The sequence below is a fragment of the Streptomyces sp. NPDC058221 genome (genome assembly GCF_042882365.1).
Lineage (GTDB): Bacteria > Actinomycetota > Actinomycetes > Streptomycetales > Streptomycetaceae > Streptomyces.
In genome coordinates this window covers 15,665-29,900 of record NZ_JBHVWF010000018.1, presented here as the reverse complement: position 1 = coordinate 29,900, position 14,236 = coordinate 15,665, and the positions used below count along the sequence as shown (strand labels likewise).

General features: G+C 68.5%; 18 protein-coding genes. 8 read left to right on the top strand and 10 right to left on the bottom strand.

What is annotated here, in order from left to right:
* Positions 1-99 precede the first annotated feature (99 nt).
* Entirely contained in the window at positions 100-846 is a 747-nt protein-coding gene (locus ACFVW8_RS08790) for a hypothetical protein (protein ID WP_389687557.1), read from the top strand.
* A gap of 166 nt (positions 847-1,012) precedes the next feature.
* On the opposite strand, the gene ACFVW8_RS08785 is transcribed toward ACFVW8_RS08790, so the two are convergent.
* Both ACFVW8_RS08785 and ACFVW8_RS08780 read right to left on the bottom strand, forming a co-directional pair.
* Positions 1,013-1,405, bottom strand: coding sequence for a PIN domain-containing protein (locus tag ACFVW8_RS08785; RefSeq protein ID WP_389687555.1), 393 nt, complete (start codon positions 1,403-1,405; stop codon positions 1,013-1,015).
* A complete protein-coding gene (locus tag ACFVW8_RS08780; protein WP_389687553.1) occupies positions 1,402-1,668 on the bottom strand; it encodes a hypothetical protein in 267 nt (88 codons plus the stop codon). The genes ACFVW8_RS08785 and ACFVW8_RS08780 overlap by 4 nt, the downstream gene beginning before the upstream one ends.
* A 391-nt stretch (positions 1,669-2,059) precedes the next feature.
* Here ACFVW8_RS08780 and ACFVW8_RS08775 point away from each other — a divergent pair, with 391 nt between their 5' ends.
* The gene (locus tag ACFVW8_RS08775; RefSeq protein ID WP_389687551.1) at positions 2,060-3,166 is read left to right on the top strand and encodes a tyrosine-type recombinase/integrase; all 1,107 of its coding nucleotides are present in this window, start codon (positions 2,060-2,062) and stop codon (positions 3,164-3,166) included.
* 125 nt (positions 3,167-3,291) lie between these two features.
* On the opposite strand, the gene ACFVW8_RS08770 is transcribed toward ACFVW8_RS08775, so the two are convergent.
* The 3 genes from ACFVW8_RS08770 to ACFVW8_RS08760 form a co-directional block, all read right to left on the bottom strand.
* Positions 3,292-4,599: a hypothetical protein gene (locus ACFVW8_RS08770; RefSeq protein WP_389687549.1), complete on the bottom strand. Its 1,308-nt coding sequence runs from the start codon at positions 4,597-4,599 to the stop codon at positions 3,292-3,294.
* A 105-nt stretch (positions 4,600-4,704) separates the two neighbouring features.
* Complete coding sequence (locus ACFVW8_RS08765) at positions 4,705-4,968, bottom strand: type II toxin-antitoxin system RelE/ParE family toxin (protein WP_389687547.1); 264 nt, start codon at positions 4,966-4,968, stop codon at positions 4,705-4,707.
* Entirely contained in the window at positions 4,961-5,230 is a 270-nt protein-coding gene (locus tag ACFVW8_RS08760) for a type II toxin-antitoxin system Phd/YefM family antitoxin (protein WP_389687545.1), read from the bottom strand. The genes ACFVW8_RS08765 and ACFVW8_RS08760 overlap by 8 nt, the downstream gene beginning before the upstream one ends.
* 645 nt (positions 5,231-5,875) lie before the next feature.
* Between ACFVW8_RS08760 and ACFVW8_RS08755 the strand changes: the two genes are divergently transcribed.
* Together ACFVW8_RS08755 and ACFVW8_RS08750 are read left to right on the top strand one after the other, a co-directional pair.
* Positions 5,876-6,310 (top strand): NfeD family protein, encoded by a 435-nt coding sequence (locus tag ACFVW8_RS08755; protein WP_389687543.1) that lies wholly within the window; start codon positions 5,876-5,878, stop codon positions 6,308-6,310.
* A gap of 29 nt (positions 6,311-6,339) precedes the next feature.
* A complete protein-coding gene (locus ACFVW8_RS08750; RefSeq protein ID WP_389687541.1) occupies positions 6,340-7,440 on the top strand; it encodes an SPFH domain-containing protein in 1,101 nt (366 codons plus the stop codon).
* Positions 7,441-7,541: 101 nt separating this feature from the next.
* Here the strand turns inward: ACFVW8_RS08750 and ACFVW8_RS08745 are convergent, their stop codons facing one another.
* From ACFVW8_RS08745 to ACFVW8_RS08735, 3 genes are all read right to left on the bottom strand, one after another.
* On the bottom strand, positions 7,542-8,351 hold the full coding sequence (locus tag ACFVW8_RS08745) for an SAM-dependent methyltransferase (RefSeq protein WP_389687539.1): 810 nt from the start codon (positions 8,349-8,351) through the stop codon (positions 7,542-7,544).
* Between the two features lie 82 nt (positions 8,352-8,433).
* Positions 8,434-8,685, bottom strand: coding sequence for a DUF397 domain-containing protein (locus ACFVW8_RS08740; RefSeq protein ID WP_389687537.1), 252 nt, complete (start codon positions 8,683-8,685; stop codon positions 8,434-8,436).
* On the bottom strand, positions 8,682-9,548 hold the full coding sequence (locus ACFVW8_RS08735) for a helix-turn-helix transcriptional regulator (RefSeq protein ID WP_389687535.1): 867 nt from the start codon (positions 9,546-9,548) through the stop codon (positions 8,682-8,684). Before ACFVW8_RS08735 ends, ACFVW8_RS08740 begins: the two co-directional genes overlap by 4 nt.
* 317 nt (positions 9,549-9,865) lie before the next feature.
* Between ACFVW8_RS08735 and ACFVW8_RS08730 the strand changes: the two genes are divergently transcribed.
* Positions 9,866-10,324 (top strand): ATP-binding protein, encoded by a 459-nt coding sequence (locus tag ACFVW8_RS08730; RefSeq protein WP_389687533.1) that lies wholly within the window; start codon positions 9,866-9,868, stop codon positions 10,322-10,324.
* 84 nt (positions 10,325-10,408) lie between these two features.
* Complete coding sequence (locus ACFVW8_RS08725; RefSeq protein ID WP_389687531.1) at positions 10,409-10,777, top strand: recombinase family protein; 369 nt, start codon at positions 10,409-10,411, stop codon at positions 10,775-10,777.
* Positions 10,778-10,957: 180 nt separating this feature from the next.
* On the opposite strand, the gene ACFVW8_RS08720 is transcribed toward ACFVW8_RS08725, so the two are convergent.
* Entirely contained in the window at positions 10,958-11,896 is a 939-nt protein-coding gene (locus tag ACFVW8_RS08720; protein ID WP_389687529.1) for an alpha/beta hydrolase, read from the bottom strand.
* 112 nt (positions 11,897-12,008) lie between these two features.
* On the opposite strand from ACFVW8_RS08720, the gene ACFVW8_RS08715 reads away from it, so the two are divergent.
* Positions 12,009-12,650 carry a TetR/AcrR family transcriptional regulator gene (locus tag ACFVW8_RS08715; RefSeq protein ID WP_389687527.1) on the top strand — a complete coding sequence of 214 codons (642 nt, stop codon included), beginning with the start codon at positions 12,009-12,011 and terminating at the stop codon, positions 12,648-12,650.
* Between the two features lie 155 nt (positions 12,651-12,805).
* Here ACFVW8_RS08715 and ACFVW8_RS08710 read toward each other — a convergent pair whose 3' ends face one another.
* Entirely contained in the window at positions 12,806-13,378 is a 573-nt protein-coding gene (locus tag ACFVW8_RS08710; protein WP_389687525.1) for a hypothetical protein, read from the bottom strand.
* A gap of 148 nt (positions 13,379-13,526) precedes the next feature.
* On the opposite strand from ACFVW8_RS08710, the gene ACFVW8_RS08705 reads away from it, so the two are divergent.
* A complete protein-coding gene (locus ACFVW8_RS08705; protein WP_389687523.1) occupies positions 13,527-14,129 on the top strand; it encodes a TetR/AcrR family transcriptional regulator in 603 nt (200 codons plus the stop codon).
* Positions 14,130-14,236: the final 107 nt, after the last annotated feature.

Genomic DNA, 14,236 nt, shown 5'->3' with positions numbered 1-14,236 from the left:
ATCCGAAAAGCCGCTTGACCTACCTCTGCGCAGTACAGAGAACATGAGGAGTCCACGTTCCGGAGTTCTCCGTTCTCCCTACGCCGTACAGAGGTATGCATGGCCATCGCGCACCCCCAGACCCGTCAGTTCGAATCGTTCGTCACGAACTTGTCGTACGCGCGCAAGATGGTGCGAGCTGGGCAGGCGCTGGAGGTGCTCAGCCCCAAGGGCATCGACACTGCTGATTTCTACCGAGCCGCCTGGGTGCAGTCCATCGCCGCCCTCGAACACTGGGTACAGGAAGAGGTGTTGCGCCGCGTCGCCGAGGAAGCTGCCAAGGACCACCCGGACATGCCTCGCAAGCTCCGTGACTACCCGTTGCCGCTGCACTGCGTGGAGCAGGTGCAGCGGGGCGAGACGACCACAGCCGAGGTGGTCGCGGAACGGGTGCGCCAGGACATCGCCCACCAGACCCTGCAGAACCCGGACGCCATCGCGAAGGTGATGGCGCTCGTCACCGATGTCAAGGTGTGGCGGGAGGCGGCGAAGTGGGTCAATCGGTGGAGCCAGTACCGGACTTCATACGACGACAAACGGCTGCGCGGCCAGTACGTCCTGCTGCTCCGCCGCCGAAACCAGATCGCACACGACGCGGATCTGATCGACGGGGACCTCAAGCAGCGCCGCCCGATTGGCGAGGCTGATGTCACGGATGCGCTGAACTGGATCGAGCGGATCGCGCTTGCGCTCGCATATGCGCTGGAGGGGGAGGCGTCCAAGCCCCCAGCAGATCCGATTCCGGCCCCGGCTCAGACCGAGAATTCGGAAGCGCAGGTGGAGATCAACCAGGCGTTGAACGAATAATCGCGATCTCGATCCCTGCGAATTCGTTTTCGGGTGCCTCAGCTGCGAAGGTGCGCGCTGTGAGCCCCCACGGGTCGAGTGGCTGATGCGCAAGGCCGACCTGGCGGGCATGAGCCCTTGCCTTGCCGGATCCCCTCGCAGGCCGGTCGTAGGAGCTCAATGGTTGCTAGACGGTGCGGATGACCAGGGCGGGTTTGATGTCCTGGGCGTCGATGAGGGTGCGGATGTCGTCCGGGTCTGAGGTCCAGATGATGGCGCCGAGACTGGCTGCCATGGTTACGACGGTGGCGTCGACGATGTCGGAGGTGCCGGCCTTGCCGCAGAGGATGCCTGCCGTTTTGGCGGTTTCGAGGCCGACGGGTACGACGTGGCATCCGGCGAGGAACTTGCCGAGTCTGACCTGGCGGCGGGAGTCCCGCCATGCCTGGCTGACGACGACGGACGGGACGTGGATGTCCCGGCCGTCTTCCAGGGCCAGGCTGTGTCGGGCCCACATGCGCCGGTCGTCATTGTCGATGGCGATGAGGACCCCGGCGTCGTACAGGTAGGGGGTGTTCACGCGGCCGAGGCTCCCGGATTGCTGAGGTAGTCGGCGTCGGCGGCGGCCAGATCCGCGCGGGCGGCGGCGAGCTCTTCCGGGGTGAAGGCGCCGTGCTCGGCCTGCCACTCCTGAATGACGGCGCGGCCAGCCCGCAGGCGCAGCTCGCGTTCTGCTGCTCCGGCGACGAGGCGGGAGAGCGGGATACCTTCTTGCTCGGCGGCTCCGGCCAGGGCTTCGACCAGGGATTCGTCGAGAGTGATAGTCACCTTCTTGGTAGCCATACATCAACCATAGCGCGGTATGGCCTTCGATGCTGATGCGCCGATCGCCTGCCGACGGGCCGCGGAGGGCGTGAGCCCATCCAGTGAGGAGGGGCCTCGCCGACTCGATGGCCCGCGGGGCTGCTGGTGGGGCTGGGTCCACATTCGCCGGAAAGGGCGGATTAATGACGAATGTGTTGCTCGGCCCCGAGGTGGCGGTGCACGGTTTCGAGCACGGGCCAGGCGAAGGATCGGGGGTTGGGTGGCGAGCGTTTTTCAGAGGTGCAAGAGGGATGTCCGGGACCGGAACTTCCCCTGTGATCGTCCGCGGTGTCGGCATGGGTGGACGGTGCGGTACCGGGAGCCGGGCGGTATGCGAGGGCGGCGGCGGGAGAGGTCGTTTGCCCGGCGGGTGGGCTCGGATGGTGCGGACGCTTTCGCCGACAAGGTCGAGAACGACAAGAAGGCCGACGTTCGCTTCGATCCTGCGCCTGGGCGGGTGTCATTGCAGGTCTGGGCTCAGGAGTGGCTGGAGCGCCGGGTCATCGGTGAATCGACGCGCCGCAACTACGAAGGGTTCATCCAGAACCATCTCGTGCCGCGACTCGGACGGAAGACGCTGGCCGGGCTGGCACAGCGCGACTTCGAGGCGTTCGCCAAGGAACTACACTCCTCCGGTGCCGGGTTGGCGGTCTCCACGATCAACGATCGGTTGGTGATGGTGGCCGCGATGCTAGAGGTGGCCGTCGTTGAGAAACGCATCCCGCACAATCCCGCCCGCGGCGTCCGGGTATCCCGGGCGGCCCCGTGCGCGGTGGACGAGGACGAGATTCCCATGCTGGGCGAGGTTGATCTGATCGCGGAGCACATCGCCCCGCAGTACCGGCTCGCGGTCTATCTGCAATCGGGCACCGGCCAGCGCCCCAGCGAGGCCCTCGCCTTCTCCACCGAGTGCCAACGATCCGGCTTCGTCAGGGTCCGCTGGCAGGTCAGCGCCAAAGCGCACCGCGGTGACTGCCGCACGGCCTTCGTGCCGCTCAAGCACCGGACGGAGGGTGAGTACCGGGACGTCCCGGCTGCTCCGTTCGGCGAGCAGGAAATCGACAGTCACTTGTCGCGGTGGGCGCCGGTGCCCGTGGCCTTCACAGGACTTCGCGGCAGACGTCGGCGGCTGGAGGTCTTCTTCTCCCCGCGCCAGCGTGGCAAGGGTGTGATGCCCACCGCCTCCACCTTCGGATACCACTTCAAGAAGGCGTGCGTGGCGGCAGGCGTGGTCGACGTGGACGGTAAGGCCAAATACACGCCTGGCAGTCTGCGGCACTTCTTCGCCTCGACCGCGTTGGCGAATGGCGTGCCGATCCGCGAGGTCTCGCGCTGGCTCGGTCATAAGTCGATCAAGACGACGGTGGACATCTACGGGCACCTGGTCCCCGAGGCGTGGGGTCGTTGCCGAGACGTCATGCAGAATGCCATGCGTCCGGCGGTCGAGGAGTCAGGCGAGTCTGTCTCCGCGGCTTGACGTGCTGGATGTGCTGGATGAGTCCCGACGGTGCTGGATGGGTGCTGGATATGATCACCTGAGGGAAAGTTTCCGCAGGTGGGAGCGCTGCGTTGAAGGTTCCGCTTCAACGTGTAACCAGTTCGTTACTGCGAGCTCGTTGGGCTGTCAAGTTCGCAGGTGGCAAGGGGTCGGCTCTTTCGGGGGTCGGTCCCTTGCTGGTTCCCGTGCTGGATGTGTGCTGGATTTCCTGACGCTTCGTCGCCTGTGCGTCCTGGAGCGCCTTGGTCGGCAAGCGGTTCGAGCATCGGCTGGAAGGCGGAGTCCTCCTCGTCGGGAACGTACGGGAGGAAGCCGTCGGGGACAGTGCGGGCGGCAGTGGCGAGGAGGCGGTCCAGGACTTCCTGCTCGGTGGCCGGGGGGAGCCGAAGGGTGGCGAGGAGACGGTCACGGACGGCGGGGTGGTCCGGGTGGTCGTCGAGGTAGTCGCAGCTGAGGGCCGGGGGCCGGAAGCCGGCCAGTGCGTCGTGCCAGGGCGGGAGGGCGATGACGAGGGTCAGGGCCTCGGCGAGCGACTCGGCGATCAGGGAGGCTTGCCCCTCGGAGTCGGTGTAGAGGACGGGGCGGGGGCCGCCAGGGACGGCTGGGCCGCAGAGGTAGTGGGTGCCGCCCGCGTTGCAGCCGGCGACAGGCTCCACCGGGAGGCCGTTGGGTAGGGCTATCGGCTCGATCGGGTCGGTGCGGGCGAGGTCGAACTCGCCGTCGCCGGCCAGGTAGGAAGCGACCTCCGGATGCGCGGTGATCCTGCGGAGCAGGGCGTTGTCCGAGAGCGCGACTGGGTTGAGAGCTGTGGCGACCGCAGAGGTGAGGGGATGTCCGTCGAGGATGTGGCGGACGGCTTCTGGGGCGACGGGGCGCTGGTAGTAGTCCTCGAAGTGGGCCTGGACGGCCTCGGGGGAGCGGTCGGCGAGGAGGTGGAAGAGGAAGCCGGAGCCGTCCGGGTCCTCGCTGCCGGGCGGGAAGTCGATGCCCGAGCCGGTGCGCCAGGCCGAGTCGCCGGTCTCCCGCCACAGGCAGGCGGTGACCCGAGGGGCGTCGATGCCCTCATCGCAGAAGGCGGGTTCGTCCAGGAGCGGGCGCAGTGCGGCGGGCACTTCGTCGATGACTCCGGGCCAGACCTGCTCGTCGTCCGTTCCGTAGGGGCTCATCGTCGACTCGTGGTCGAAGCCGCGTATGAGCACGCCTGCCGGGGTGAAGAGGACGGAGAACTCGTCCCCCGAACCGTTTTCCATCAAGGCTGCCTCCTCGCCGGGGCCCCAGGCGGCGTCGAAGGTGTAATGGCAGTACCGCGGATCGTCGGCGATCGCAGTCTCCAGGACAGCCAACGCGCGCAGGTGGGCGCGGAGTTCGGCCGGGGCGGGAAGGAGGGTGGTGATCGCGTGCACAGTGCTCATGGCGTCATAGAAGCAGTCGCCACTGACAACCCGGCCTGCTGGTGCGCACGGTGGCGTCCCTGACTCCAGCGGATTCTGCCCGACCACAGGTGTCCTGGCTCAGGATCAGGTGTCGTACACGGTGGAGCGATGCCCGATATGCACGACCCACACCACCAACTCACCGTTGTCGATCGTGTAGACGACTCGGTAGCCGCCAACTCGTAGCCGGCGGCGTTCCGGCTGGGATACGAGCGCGGTGGTGCTGAAGCCGAGGGGGTCGCTTTCCAACTCGGTCAGTTTGGCCAGGATGCGCAGCGCCATGTCGCGAGGGATCTTGCGGAGTTCGGCCTGAGCCTCAGGCCGGAACACGGTGCGGTACTCACTCATTGCGCGCCAGGGTCTCCCTCATGACGTCCTCAATCGGAATGCCCGCTGCCGGATTCGCCATGCGCTCGTCGATGATCCGGTTGATCTCGCGCTCTTCCCACTCCTGGTACTTCCGAAGTACCTCGATGGACACGACGGCGGCGACCTGCTTGCCTCTGCGCGTGATCACGGTGGGTACGTCATCCCGGTCGGCCCGCTCCACGACCTCGGCCAGGTGTGCGCGCACATCGCGAATGGTCTCTATGGGCAACGGCTGCGTCATGCGCTCAAGCGTACCAAGTGTGCCATGTGTACACAACGCCAGTTGATCGCCCTGGCCCTTTTGGCCATCTCCCGTCCGACCCTTACGTCGGCCGGCGCCTGCTCCATGAGAGCCACGGGGCACAAGGTCGAAGACGGCCGAAACGAGAACCGCCCTCGTCACCCGAACGCGGGCCGTCTGCCCGCGCCTGCGCCGCACGCTCATCAGGGACTCACCTCGTCCGAGCACATCGGGAGCGGCGAGCCGGGCGAGTAGTCGACCGGCACGTGGGCGGGCTGGTCGGGGTGGCGCTTCGTGCCTCGCGCGGAACCCCCTCACCGGGGTGAGGCCGCGCTTCCGGCCGGCGAGCTCCTCCAGGAGCCAGGTCTCCTAGCGCGCGAAGTACACGCTCTTCGAGTCCCGGCCGTGCGCATCCGACCAGGCGAGCGCTTCGACACCGGCTCGGCTCTGTGGATGGCCGTTGGCGTACGCGGGTACCGGGACGCCGATTTCCGCACGAGCGTCCTCATCAGGCGGGTCGCCGTAGCGTCGGGCCAGTCACGGCCGCAGATGGCCGCAAGATCCGAAGCATCGTCCAGGCCCGTGGTTCCGGCCGGGCCTCCGGGGGTAGTAACCGGGTAAACCCCGACCGGGGAGGCTGGTTCGATGCCGTGGCTCGCATGGCTGCTCGCCGCCGCGGCACTCGGTGTCGCGGAGTTCTTCACCCTGACGCTGGTGTTCGGTTTGTTCGCCGGCGCCGCGCTCGTTGCCGCGGTTGTGGCCGGTGCGGGTGTCGGGGTCATCGGCCAGCTTGTGGCGCTCGGAGTGGCAGCGGCAGCGGGCCTCGTCCTCGTCCGTCCTGTCGCGCTGCGGAGTATGGCGGCACCCCTCACATATGAGGGCAGTGACGCGCTGCTCGGCAAGCGTGCCGAGGTCATGCAGGAGGTCACGGCGACGCACGGGCTGATCAAGATTTCCGGTGAGGAGTGGTCCGCTCGCGCTCTCGACGAAAGCCATGTGATCCCGGTGGGAGCGATGGTGGATGTCATGGAGATCGAGGGTGCTACGGCTGTCGTGTACCCCCGCGAGCTCCTTCCGTGATCGGCTGAACACGTAGCGAGGGAGGAAGCGTGGATCCGTTCATCATCCCGATTCTCGTGGCGGCGATTGTTGTCGTCTTTCTCGTGGCCGCCACTGTGCGGATCGTTCCGCAGGCGCGCCGCTACAACATCGAGCGGTTCGGCCGGTATCGCCGCACGCTGCAGCCCGGGCTGAACTTCGTCCTGCCGGTGGCGGACCGCGTCAACACCAAACTCGACGTGCGTGAGCAGGTGTACTCGTCCGATCCCAAGCCGGTGATCACCGCGGACAACCTCGTGGTGAACATCGACACCGTGCTCTACTACCAGATCACCGACCCGCGGGCGGCGGCCTACGAGGTCGCCGACTACCTGCAGGCGATCGACCAGCTCACCGTGACCACGTTGCGTAACGTCATCGGCAGCATGGACCTGGAGGGCACACTCACCTCCCGTGAGGAGATCAACGCCCGGCTTCGCACCGTCCTGGACGACGCGACCGGAAAGTGGGGTATCCGGGTCAACCGCGTCGAGATCAAGGCCATCGATCCGCCGAACACCATCAAAGAGGCGATGGAGAAGCAGATGCGGGCGGAGCGTGACAAGCGCGCGGCCATCCTGCACGCCGAGGGCGATCGGCAGGCCAAGATCCTCACCGCCGAGGGCACGAAGCAGAAGGACATCCTCGAAGCGCAGGGCACGCAGCAGGCCATGATCCTGCGGGCGGACGGCGAGGCGAAGTCGGTGGAGCTCGTGTTCCAGTCCGTCCACCGCAACAATGCCGACGCGAAGGTGCTGGCCTACAAGTATCTGGAGACGCTCCCGCATCTGGCGAAGAGCGAGAACAACACGTTCTGGGTGATCCCAGGCGAGCTGACCGAGGCGGTTCGAGCCGTCACCAGTGCGTTCGCCGATCAGTCGGCGCCGGGCGTTCCCGCGTCCGCGCCGGGCGAACAAGCACCCGCCGCCGATACGTCGGACGAAGGCGGGGCACCCGAGCTCGAGGCGGGATCGACTCTTTCGCAGAGTGCTTCCGCGGTTGCCGACGAGGTCGCCAAGCAGGCCGCCGCCGCAGTGAGCAACGCGAAGGCCGAGGCCGAAGCCGCGGGCACGGCCCAGCTGCCGGACCGTGGGCAGACGTCCGGAAATTGAGCGACGGCAGGCGCCTGCCGGAGGAGCGGTGAGACCGACGGCAGGCATCAGCCGGAGAAGCGAAGAGAGGGGGACGACCCTTCGAAGCCGGGGCCTTCCGGCTAGCGCTTTATGCCCACCCCTGCCAGCAGGCTGATCTCCGCGTCCGCGATCTCCGCCGCGCCCTCTTCGGCGCGCCAGCGGTGGCAGCAGACGATGCCGGGGTCGATCAGGTCGAGTCCGTCGAAGAAGCGGCGGACGTCGCTGTGCGAACGGAACTGCACCGGAGACCCGGACTTCGTGTAGACCTCGGCGACCTTGTTCCAGGTGACCGGGTCGAAGTCGGGCGTGCAGTGGTTCATCGCGAGGGCGCTGCCCGCCGGGAGCGGGTCGAGCAGCCGGCGGACGATGGCGTACGGGTCGTGCGGGTCCGTGATGAAGTGCATGAGCGCGTTGAGGGAGAGGGCGATGGGCTGGTCGAAGTCCAGGACTCCCGCGTCCTCCACGGCGCTCATCAGCGCGTCGGGGTCGGTGGCGCTGGCCTGGACGTACGCCGTGCGTCCCTGTGTCGTGCTGCGCATGAGGCGTTCGGCGTACTTGAGGACGAGCGGGTCGTTGTCCGCGTACACCACGCGGGCGTCGCGCGTGACGGACTGGGCGACCTGGTGCAGGTTGGGCTCGGTCGGGATGCCCGTGCCGATGTCGAGCCACTGGCGGATGCCGTGCTCCTGCGCCAGGGCCCGGGTGGCCCGGTGCATGAACGCCCGGTTCTCGCGCGCGGTCACGTAGAGGCCGGGATGGGCCTGGGCGGCGATCAGGGCCGCCTCCTTGTCGATCTCGAAGTGGTCCTTGCCGCCGAGGAAGTAGTCGTACATCCGGGCCGAGTGCGCTTTGCTCGTGTCGAGATCCTGGCCGGCCTGCCTGGTGGTCATGTTCTCCCCTTCATGCGTGTGTCTGTCGGCCCGCGGGCCGGGGACGCGACCGGTGCCGTCGTCCCTTCCGCTCACCGTCGGATCATCCGGCGGCCAAGTGATCGGCCAGGCCCTCTTTGACCCCGCGGACGAATGCGGCGATCTCCTCCGGCGTGTAGATCAGCGCCGGTCCGGCCGGGTCCGTGGACTGCCGTACGGCCACGCGGCCGTCGGCGAGCTGCTTCGTCTCGACGCACTGGCCGCCGTTCGGCCCGCTCCAGGGGCGCTCCCAGCCGTGTTCCCCGAGATGGTGGGCCGGCATGCCGTTGTAGACGCCCTCGTCGGTGACCGTCATGAGTACTCCTTGCGCATGCGGTTCAGGAGCGCCTTGCTGTCCTCGGACGACGTCAGCAGCGCCATGCGGGAATGTGCCTCGAGATGGGAGACGACGTCCACGCGCTGGTCCAGGTAGACCGAGGCGGACAGGAGTTCGCTGTAGACGACGTCCGGCAATTCGGGTTCCTCGAACCGGAAATAGGTGAACGGGGCACAGGCTCCGACATGCGCACCCGCGGTGAAGGGCACGATGTCGAGGCTGACGTGCGCGAGCTCGGAGACGTCCAGGAGTCGCTCGAGCTGCTCCCGCATCACGTGAGGGCCGCCCACCACCCGGTGCAGGACGGCTTCCTCCATGACCACCCACAACGTGGGGGCGTCCTCCCGGTCCAGCAGGCTCTGGCGGCGCAGCCGCAGCTCCACGCGGCGTGCGAGCTCTTCCTCGCTGCCGTTCGGCAACCCGCCGCGCAGCACGGCGTGTGCGTAGTCGGGGGTCTGCAGGAGACCGGTGACGTACTGGGGTTCGTACGTGCGAAGGGTCTGGGCGCCGGCTTCCAGACTGACGTAGGCGGTGAACCAGCTGGGGACGGCGTCGCGATAGGAGTGCCACCAGCCGGGCTTGTTGGCCTGCTCGGCCAGGTCGACGAACTCGTCGATCTCCTGGCGGCCCGCGCCGAAGGTCTCCAGAAGCTTCTCCGCGTAGAGAGGCTTCAACGCGACCTCGGCCTTCTCCAGCCGGCGGATCGTCAGGGGCGTCACACGCAGAGCCTTCGCCGCATCCTCCAGCGAGGCACCGGCGCCGAGCCGCATCTCCTGCAGCCGACGGCCGAGGATCATGCGCAGGACTGTCGGTGCGCTGGTGCCGGAACGGGCTTCACTCACGCCCAAACCTCCTGAGAAACCGTCAATAGCGCCATTCTTACAGCGATTTGATGTTGACGCCAGGGTGATACCGACGCTTCTGAAATTATCAGGGAGTCGGTTGCAGCACGTGCTCTATCACGCGCATAGTGGATGTGTGAGCGGTCAAGTCACAGCAGTGGCGCAGGATCAGGTCCGGAAAGGGCGTGTGATGTCGATGCCGTCGTCGGCCCCCCGCAGCTGGGCGATTGCCCCGGCGTACGCCTCTCACCGCTCGATTTGCAGTCCCGCATCCCCTCACCGCGCCCGCCCCCCGGAGGCGCTGGAAGGCGACATCCGTGACTCTGTCCACACCCTCGGCTCCGGCCTCGACCCCTGCCTTAGCCGGGACTGTGCCGCGCCGGGAGTACTGGTTCGGTCTGCCCGCCCTGCGTACCAGCGCGAGATCCGCCCGCGACACCGTGCGCGACCGGCTCCGTGCCTGGAAGCTGTCCGGTGAGACATGCAGCGACGCCGTGCTGCTGGTCTCCGAGCTGACCACGAACGCTGTACTCCACACCGGCAGCGGTCATGTCCTGTGCGGTCTCACGCTGACCGGCGGCGAGCGGTGCCTGCGCATCGAGATCCACGACGGGGGCAGCGTTCCGGTCCGTCCGCCCGAGCACCGCGCCGGCCCCGGCGAGGAGGGCGGGCGAGGGCTGTTCCTCGTCTCACAACTCGCGGACAGCTGGGGCTCCGCACGCTCGACTCGGGCCGAAGGCAAGGTCGTATGGGCCCAGTTGACGGCCCGCCCTTGACCCTGTGGGAGCCGGGCGCTGCCGGACACGGCTTCGCGCGGCGGAATCCCTTCCCCCTCCTCGATCCATCTGCAGAAGGCGCCCATGACTCCCCACGATGAAACCGCCTCTCCCGTCGTGTTGTACGTGTGCGCCGACCGGGCCCGGGGCGTACCCGGGGGAGCCACGCAGCGCGCTCGGACAGAGGGCCACGCGTACGCCCAGGAGCGCGGACTGACGATCGCCGAGGTCGTCACCGACACTTTCGGTGAGCCCGACCCGGGCCGGCGTCAAGGGTGGCGGCGGGTGAGACAGCTGGCCCGGACGGGCGATGTCACCGCGGTACTCGTCCGCTGGCCCAGCGCCATCGCACCGGAGTCCGCCCGCGAACTCCGGCACCGCGAGGCCGCCTGGCTCCACGACCAGGGCGTGCGCGTCCAATACACCTGGGCGCCCCTGTCGGCAACTGGCTGAAAGGCCCGGCCTCTCACCCGCTCCCGTGGCGGCTGCCGACGCTGAACACCCGGTCGGCCGCCACGTGAGCCGAGTGGCCGGTCCCGGGACGGGGGTCCGGGACCGGCCACGACCGGGCCGCCGGAGAAGGGCGAGTCGCGGGATCCGGCCCGGATGTGCCGCCTGCCGTGCTGCCTCACGTCACAGGGCCGCGCGGAGAAACTCGAGGATCTCCGCACGGGCGGGCTCGGCCTGCGGCTGTATCCCCGGCAGGCTGAGGAAGGCGTGTACCGCTCCCGGATATTCGGTGAGCCGTGCTGTCGTTCCTGCCGCCCGCAGCCGCTCGGCGTAACGGCGGCCGTGGTCGGCCACCGAGTCCTGGGTCGGTACCACCACGAGCGCCGGCGCAAGCCCGCCCAATGCGTCGGCGTACAGCGGCGAGAGCGTGCGCGCATCGGTTCCCGGCGGCAGGGCGAGGCGCTGGAGCAGCCGCAGCTGCTCAAGGGCGGGGCCGGGGCCGTGGCCGTATTCGGCCATCGAGGCGTGCTCGTACATCGTCCCGGTCACATCGACCGCGGGATTGACCAGTACCTGCGCCGCGAGCCGCAGGCCGGTCGCCCTCGCCCGGATCGCCGACAGGGCGCTGATCAGTCCGCCGAAGCTCTCGCCGAAGACGGCTGCCCGGGCCGGGTCGACGCCCCACCGGTCGGCGTGCCGCACCACGTGCTGGAGCACCTCCCAGCCGTCGTCGGCGGCCGCGGGAAGCGCCGTCGCCCAGTCGAGGAGCCGGTGCTCGACGGAGACGAGGACCGCGGGCAGTTGGGCCGCGAGGTGGCTGTTGGCCCAGTCGCACTGGGTCGCCGTGCCCACGAACCCCCCTCCGTGCACGTGGAGTACGAGGGGGAGAGGGGTCTGGGAGAGGCCGGAGGGCCGGTACACACGCACCGGAACGTCGCGGCCGGGCAGCCTCACCTCCTGCCAGTCGGCCGTGGCGTCCGGATCGGGCCGGCCCAGGATCGACCGGGCCGCTTCGGATGCCCGGAAGCGGTTCTCCGCGACGCGGTAGGCGGCCAGGCTCTCGGCCGTCACGGACTGCCATTCCGGCTGAGGTGGCCGCTCCGCGGTGGTGATCTCACTCATGTCTCTGCTCCGTGTCCTTCAGCGGGCCATTTTAAAACCTACGACGTAGATTTCAGTCCGTACGCTAGGTTCTACGGCGTAGATTTGGCAAGCAGGAGAGAGGGGAGCAGGTGTGGTCAGACGTGCACGGGGTACCTCGGCCGGGCTCGACCGGGAGCGGATCGCCGCCGCGGCCGTCGCGCTGGTGGATCGCGACGGCCTCGAGCGTTTCGGGGTACGGCGACTCGCCGAGGAGCTCGGGGTCGATCCGATGTCGATCTACCATCACGTCAAAGGCAAGGCCGCGCTGCTGGACGTGATCTCCGAGGTCGTGCTCGCCGAGGTGGTGGCCGTTCCCGATGGCGCGCCGCATGACTGGGAGGAGGTCGCCCGGCTGACGGCGCACTCCTACCGCGACATGGCTTACCGGCATCCTCGGGTGTTCCCGTTGCTGGTCACCCGCGCTCAGGCCTCGGCGGTGGCCATCACCGCTCTGGAGCGCCTGGTCGCCGCCATGCGTGCGGCCGGCGTGCCCGACCGAGTGGCCGCGGATGCCCCGATGGTGCTGTTCGGCTTTCTCAACGGGCACTTGCTGGCACGCACCGGCGGCGGCGCCGACGGGCCGGCTCCGGTGCCCGAGTTCGATCCTCAGGTGTACCCGGGCATGGCCGCCCTGGCGCCCTGGTGGGCCGACTTCGGTTCTGTCGCGGAGTTCGACCGGATGCTCGCCGCCGTGCTCGACGGGATCAGGAGTCAGGCGGCCCGCTCGGTCTGAGCCGGAGGTTTGCGTACGTCGGTCTGAGCCGGAGGCTTGCGTACGGGGGAGGCCGCCGTACGGGGGTGCGCGGCCGGTTCCGGGCTGTCCGGACGTCGACGCCGCCCAGGGCGGGGTTCGGGGACGGCCGCGCGGCTGTCGCTGCGTCCGCGGGGTCATGCGTCCTTGCTGCCGCCGCGCTTCAGGCGGAGGGCGGAGACGAGGAAGAAGATGCCGCCGAGGAAGGCGTAGCCGGCCAGATTGCCCAGGGTGGCGTCGTCCTTGCTCGACGCTGCCTGTGCGAAGAAGGATGCGCCGGCGGCGGTGGAGATGGCCCCGCTGGCGATCATCGCCCACTGGCCGCCCAGTCGGCGTCGGGCGGCGCCGACGATGAGCTGGACCAGGCCCGCGGTGACGGCCCAGACGCCCCAGACGCGCAGGACCGCCGGGATGCCGGATGTGGCGGCGACGGCGAGGCCGATGCCGGTGAGGGCGCTGAGTGCGACGTTCACGTACAGGCCGCGGACCGGGCCGCCCTCGGCGTTGGCCGACCGGATGTCGGCGACAGCGCACGCCACGTCGAACAGGGGGTAGATCACCAGCAGCGCCGTGCTCGCAGGCCCCAGCGTGTCGGCGGTCGTGAACAGCAGGCCGGCCCACACGGCGGCGAACGCGAAGCGCACGAAGTACAGCTTCCGCAGAGTCGTGGAGGCGCTGGTGGGGGTGGGCGTGGAGGTGATGGTGTCCATGGGGTGCCTTCCGGTGGTGTGAGCGGATACGGGGTGGATTGATTGCCAGAGAGGGGGAGAACGTTCGGTCTCATCGCCATTCAAAGCGTCTCGGTGACGACTGTCAAGACCGAACGTTCTCCCTCGTTGGTTTGGTAGCCTCGGGCCCATGAGTCGGGACACAGAAGGCGGCAGCAACGGCGGCACCGGCAGCACGTCCGAAGCGCGAGCCAGGCTGCTCGGTACGGCAACGAGGATTTTCTACGCGGAGGGCATCCACTCCGTCGGCGTCGACCGGATCATCACGGAGGCGCAGGTGACGCGGGCGACGCTGTACCGGCACTTCGCGGGCAAGGAAGAACTCGTCCTCGCCTACCTCGACCAGGCCGACCGGGGGATCCGCACGCAGGTCGCGGCCGCGCAGGCGAGCAGCGAGTCGGCGGCGGACAGGGTCCGGGCCGTCGGCCGGTCCATCGCCGAAGGAATCCGCTCCCCCGGGTTCCGTGGATGCGCCTTTCTCAACGCGGCGGCCGAGTATCCCGACCCCGCCCACCCGATCCACCAAGTGGTGCTGGCCCACCGGCAATGGTTCCTGGACACCGTCACGGAGCTGCTTGCGCAGACCGGCTTCGTGCCCGCCGACGCAGCCGGCCGGCACCTGGTCATGCTCCGGGACGGCGCCATGGCAGCCGGCTGTCTGTCCGACGCGGATCTTGTCTGCGAAACCTTCCTGCAGGGCGTGGAAGGCATCTTGCGCTCGCGCACGGCCTAAGGGCTGGCCCGCCGATCGGACGGGGAGTCTGGCCGATCGGCAGGCGCGACGGCGTGACGGGTGCGCCTAGCGTCGTTCGTACCAGGCCACCACGCATTGAGGGGAAC

Excerpts from the sequence above, each read along its gene's own strand:
- ACFVW8_RS08780 (WP_389687553.1), bottom strand. The coding sequence starts at position 1,668 with ATGGCTACCAAGAAGGTGACTATCACTCTCGACGAATCCCTGGTCGAA.
- ACFVW8_RS08745 (WP_389687539.1), bottom strand. The coding sequence starts at position 8,351 with ATGACCACCAGGCAGGCCGGCCAGGATCTCGACACGAGCAAAGCGCAC.
- ACFVW8_RS08755 (WP_389687543.1), top strand. The coding sequence starts at position 5,876 with ATGCCGTGGCTCGCATGGCTGCTCGCCGCCGCGGCACTCGGTGTCGCG.
- ACFVW8_RS08765 (WP_389687547.1), bottom strand. The coding sequence starts at position 4,968 with ATGAGTGAGTACCGCACCGTGTTCCGGCCTGAGGCTCAGGCCGAACTC.
- ACFVW8_RS08710 (WP_389687525.1), bottom strand. The coding sequence starts at position 13,378 with ATGGACACCATCACCTCCACGCCCACCCCCACCAGCGCCTCCACGACT.
- ACFVW8_RS08725 (WP_389687531.1), top strand. The coding sequence starts at position 10,409 with ATGACTCCCCACGATGAAACCGCCTCTCCCGTCGTGTTGTACGTGTGC.
- ACFVW8_RS08760 (WP_389687545.1), bottom strand. The coding sequence starts at position 5,230 with ATGACGCAGCCGTTGCCCATAGAGACCATTCGCGATGTGCGCGCACAC.
- ACFVW8_RS08720 (WP_389687529.1), bottom strand. The coding sequence starts at position 11,896 with ATGAGTGAGATCACCACCGCGGAGCGGCCACCTCAGCCGGAATGGCAG.
- ACFVW8_RS08740 (WP_389687537.1), bottom strand. The coding sequence starts at position 8,685 with ATGACGGTCACCGACGAGGGCGTCTACAACGGCATGCCGGCCCACCAT.
- ACFVW8_RS08705 (WP_389687523.1), top strand. The coding sequence starts at position 13,527 with ATGAGTCGGGACACAGAAGGCGGCAGCAACGGCGGCACCGGCAGCACG.
- ACFVW8_RS08770 (WP_389687549.1), bottom strand. The coding sequence starts at position 4,599 with ATGAGCACTGTGCACGCGATCACCACCCTCCTTCCCGCCCCGGCCGAA.
- ACFVW8_RS08790 (WP_389687557.1), top strand. The coding sequence starts at position 100 with ATGGCCATCGCGCACCCCCAGACCCGTCAGTTCGAATCGTTCGTCACG.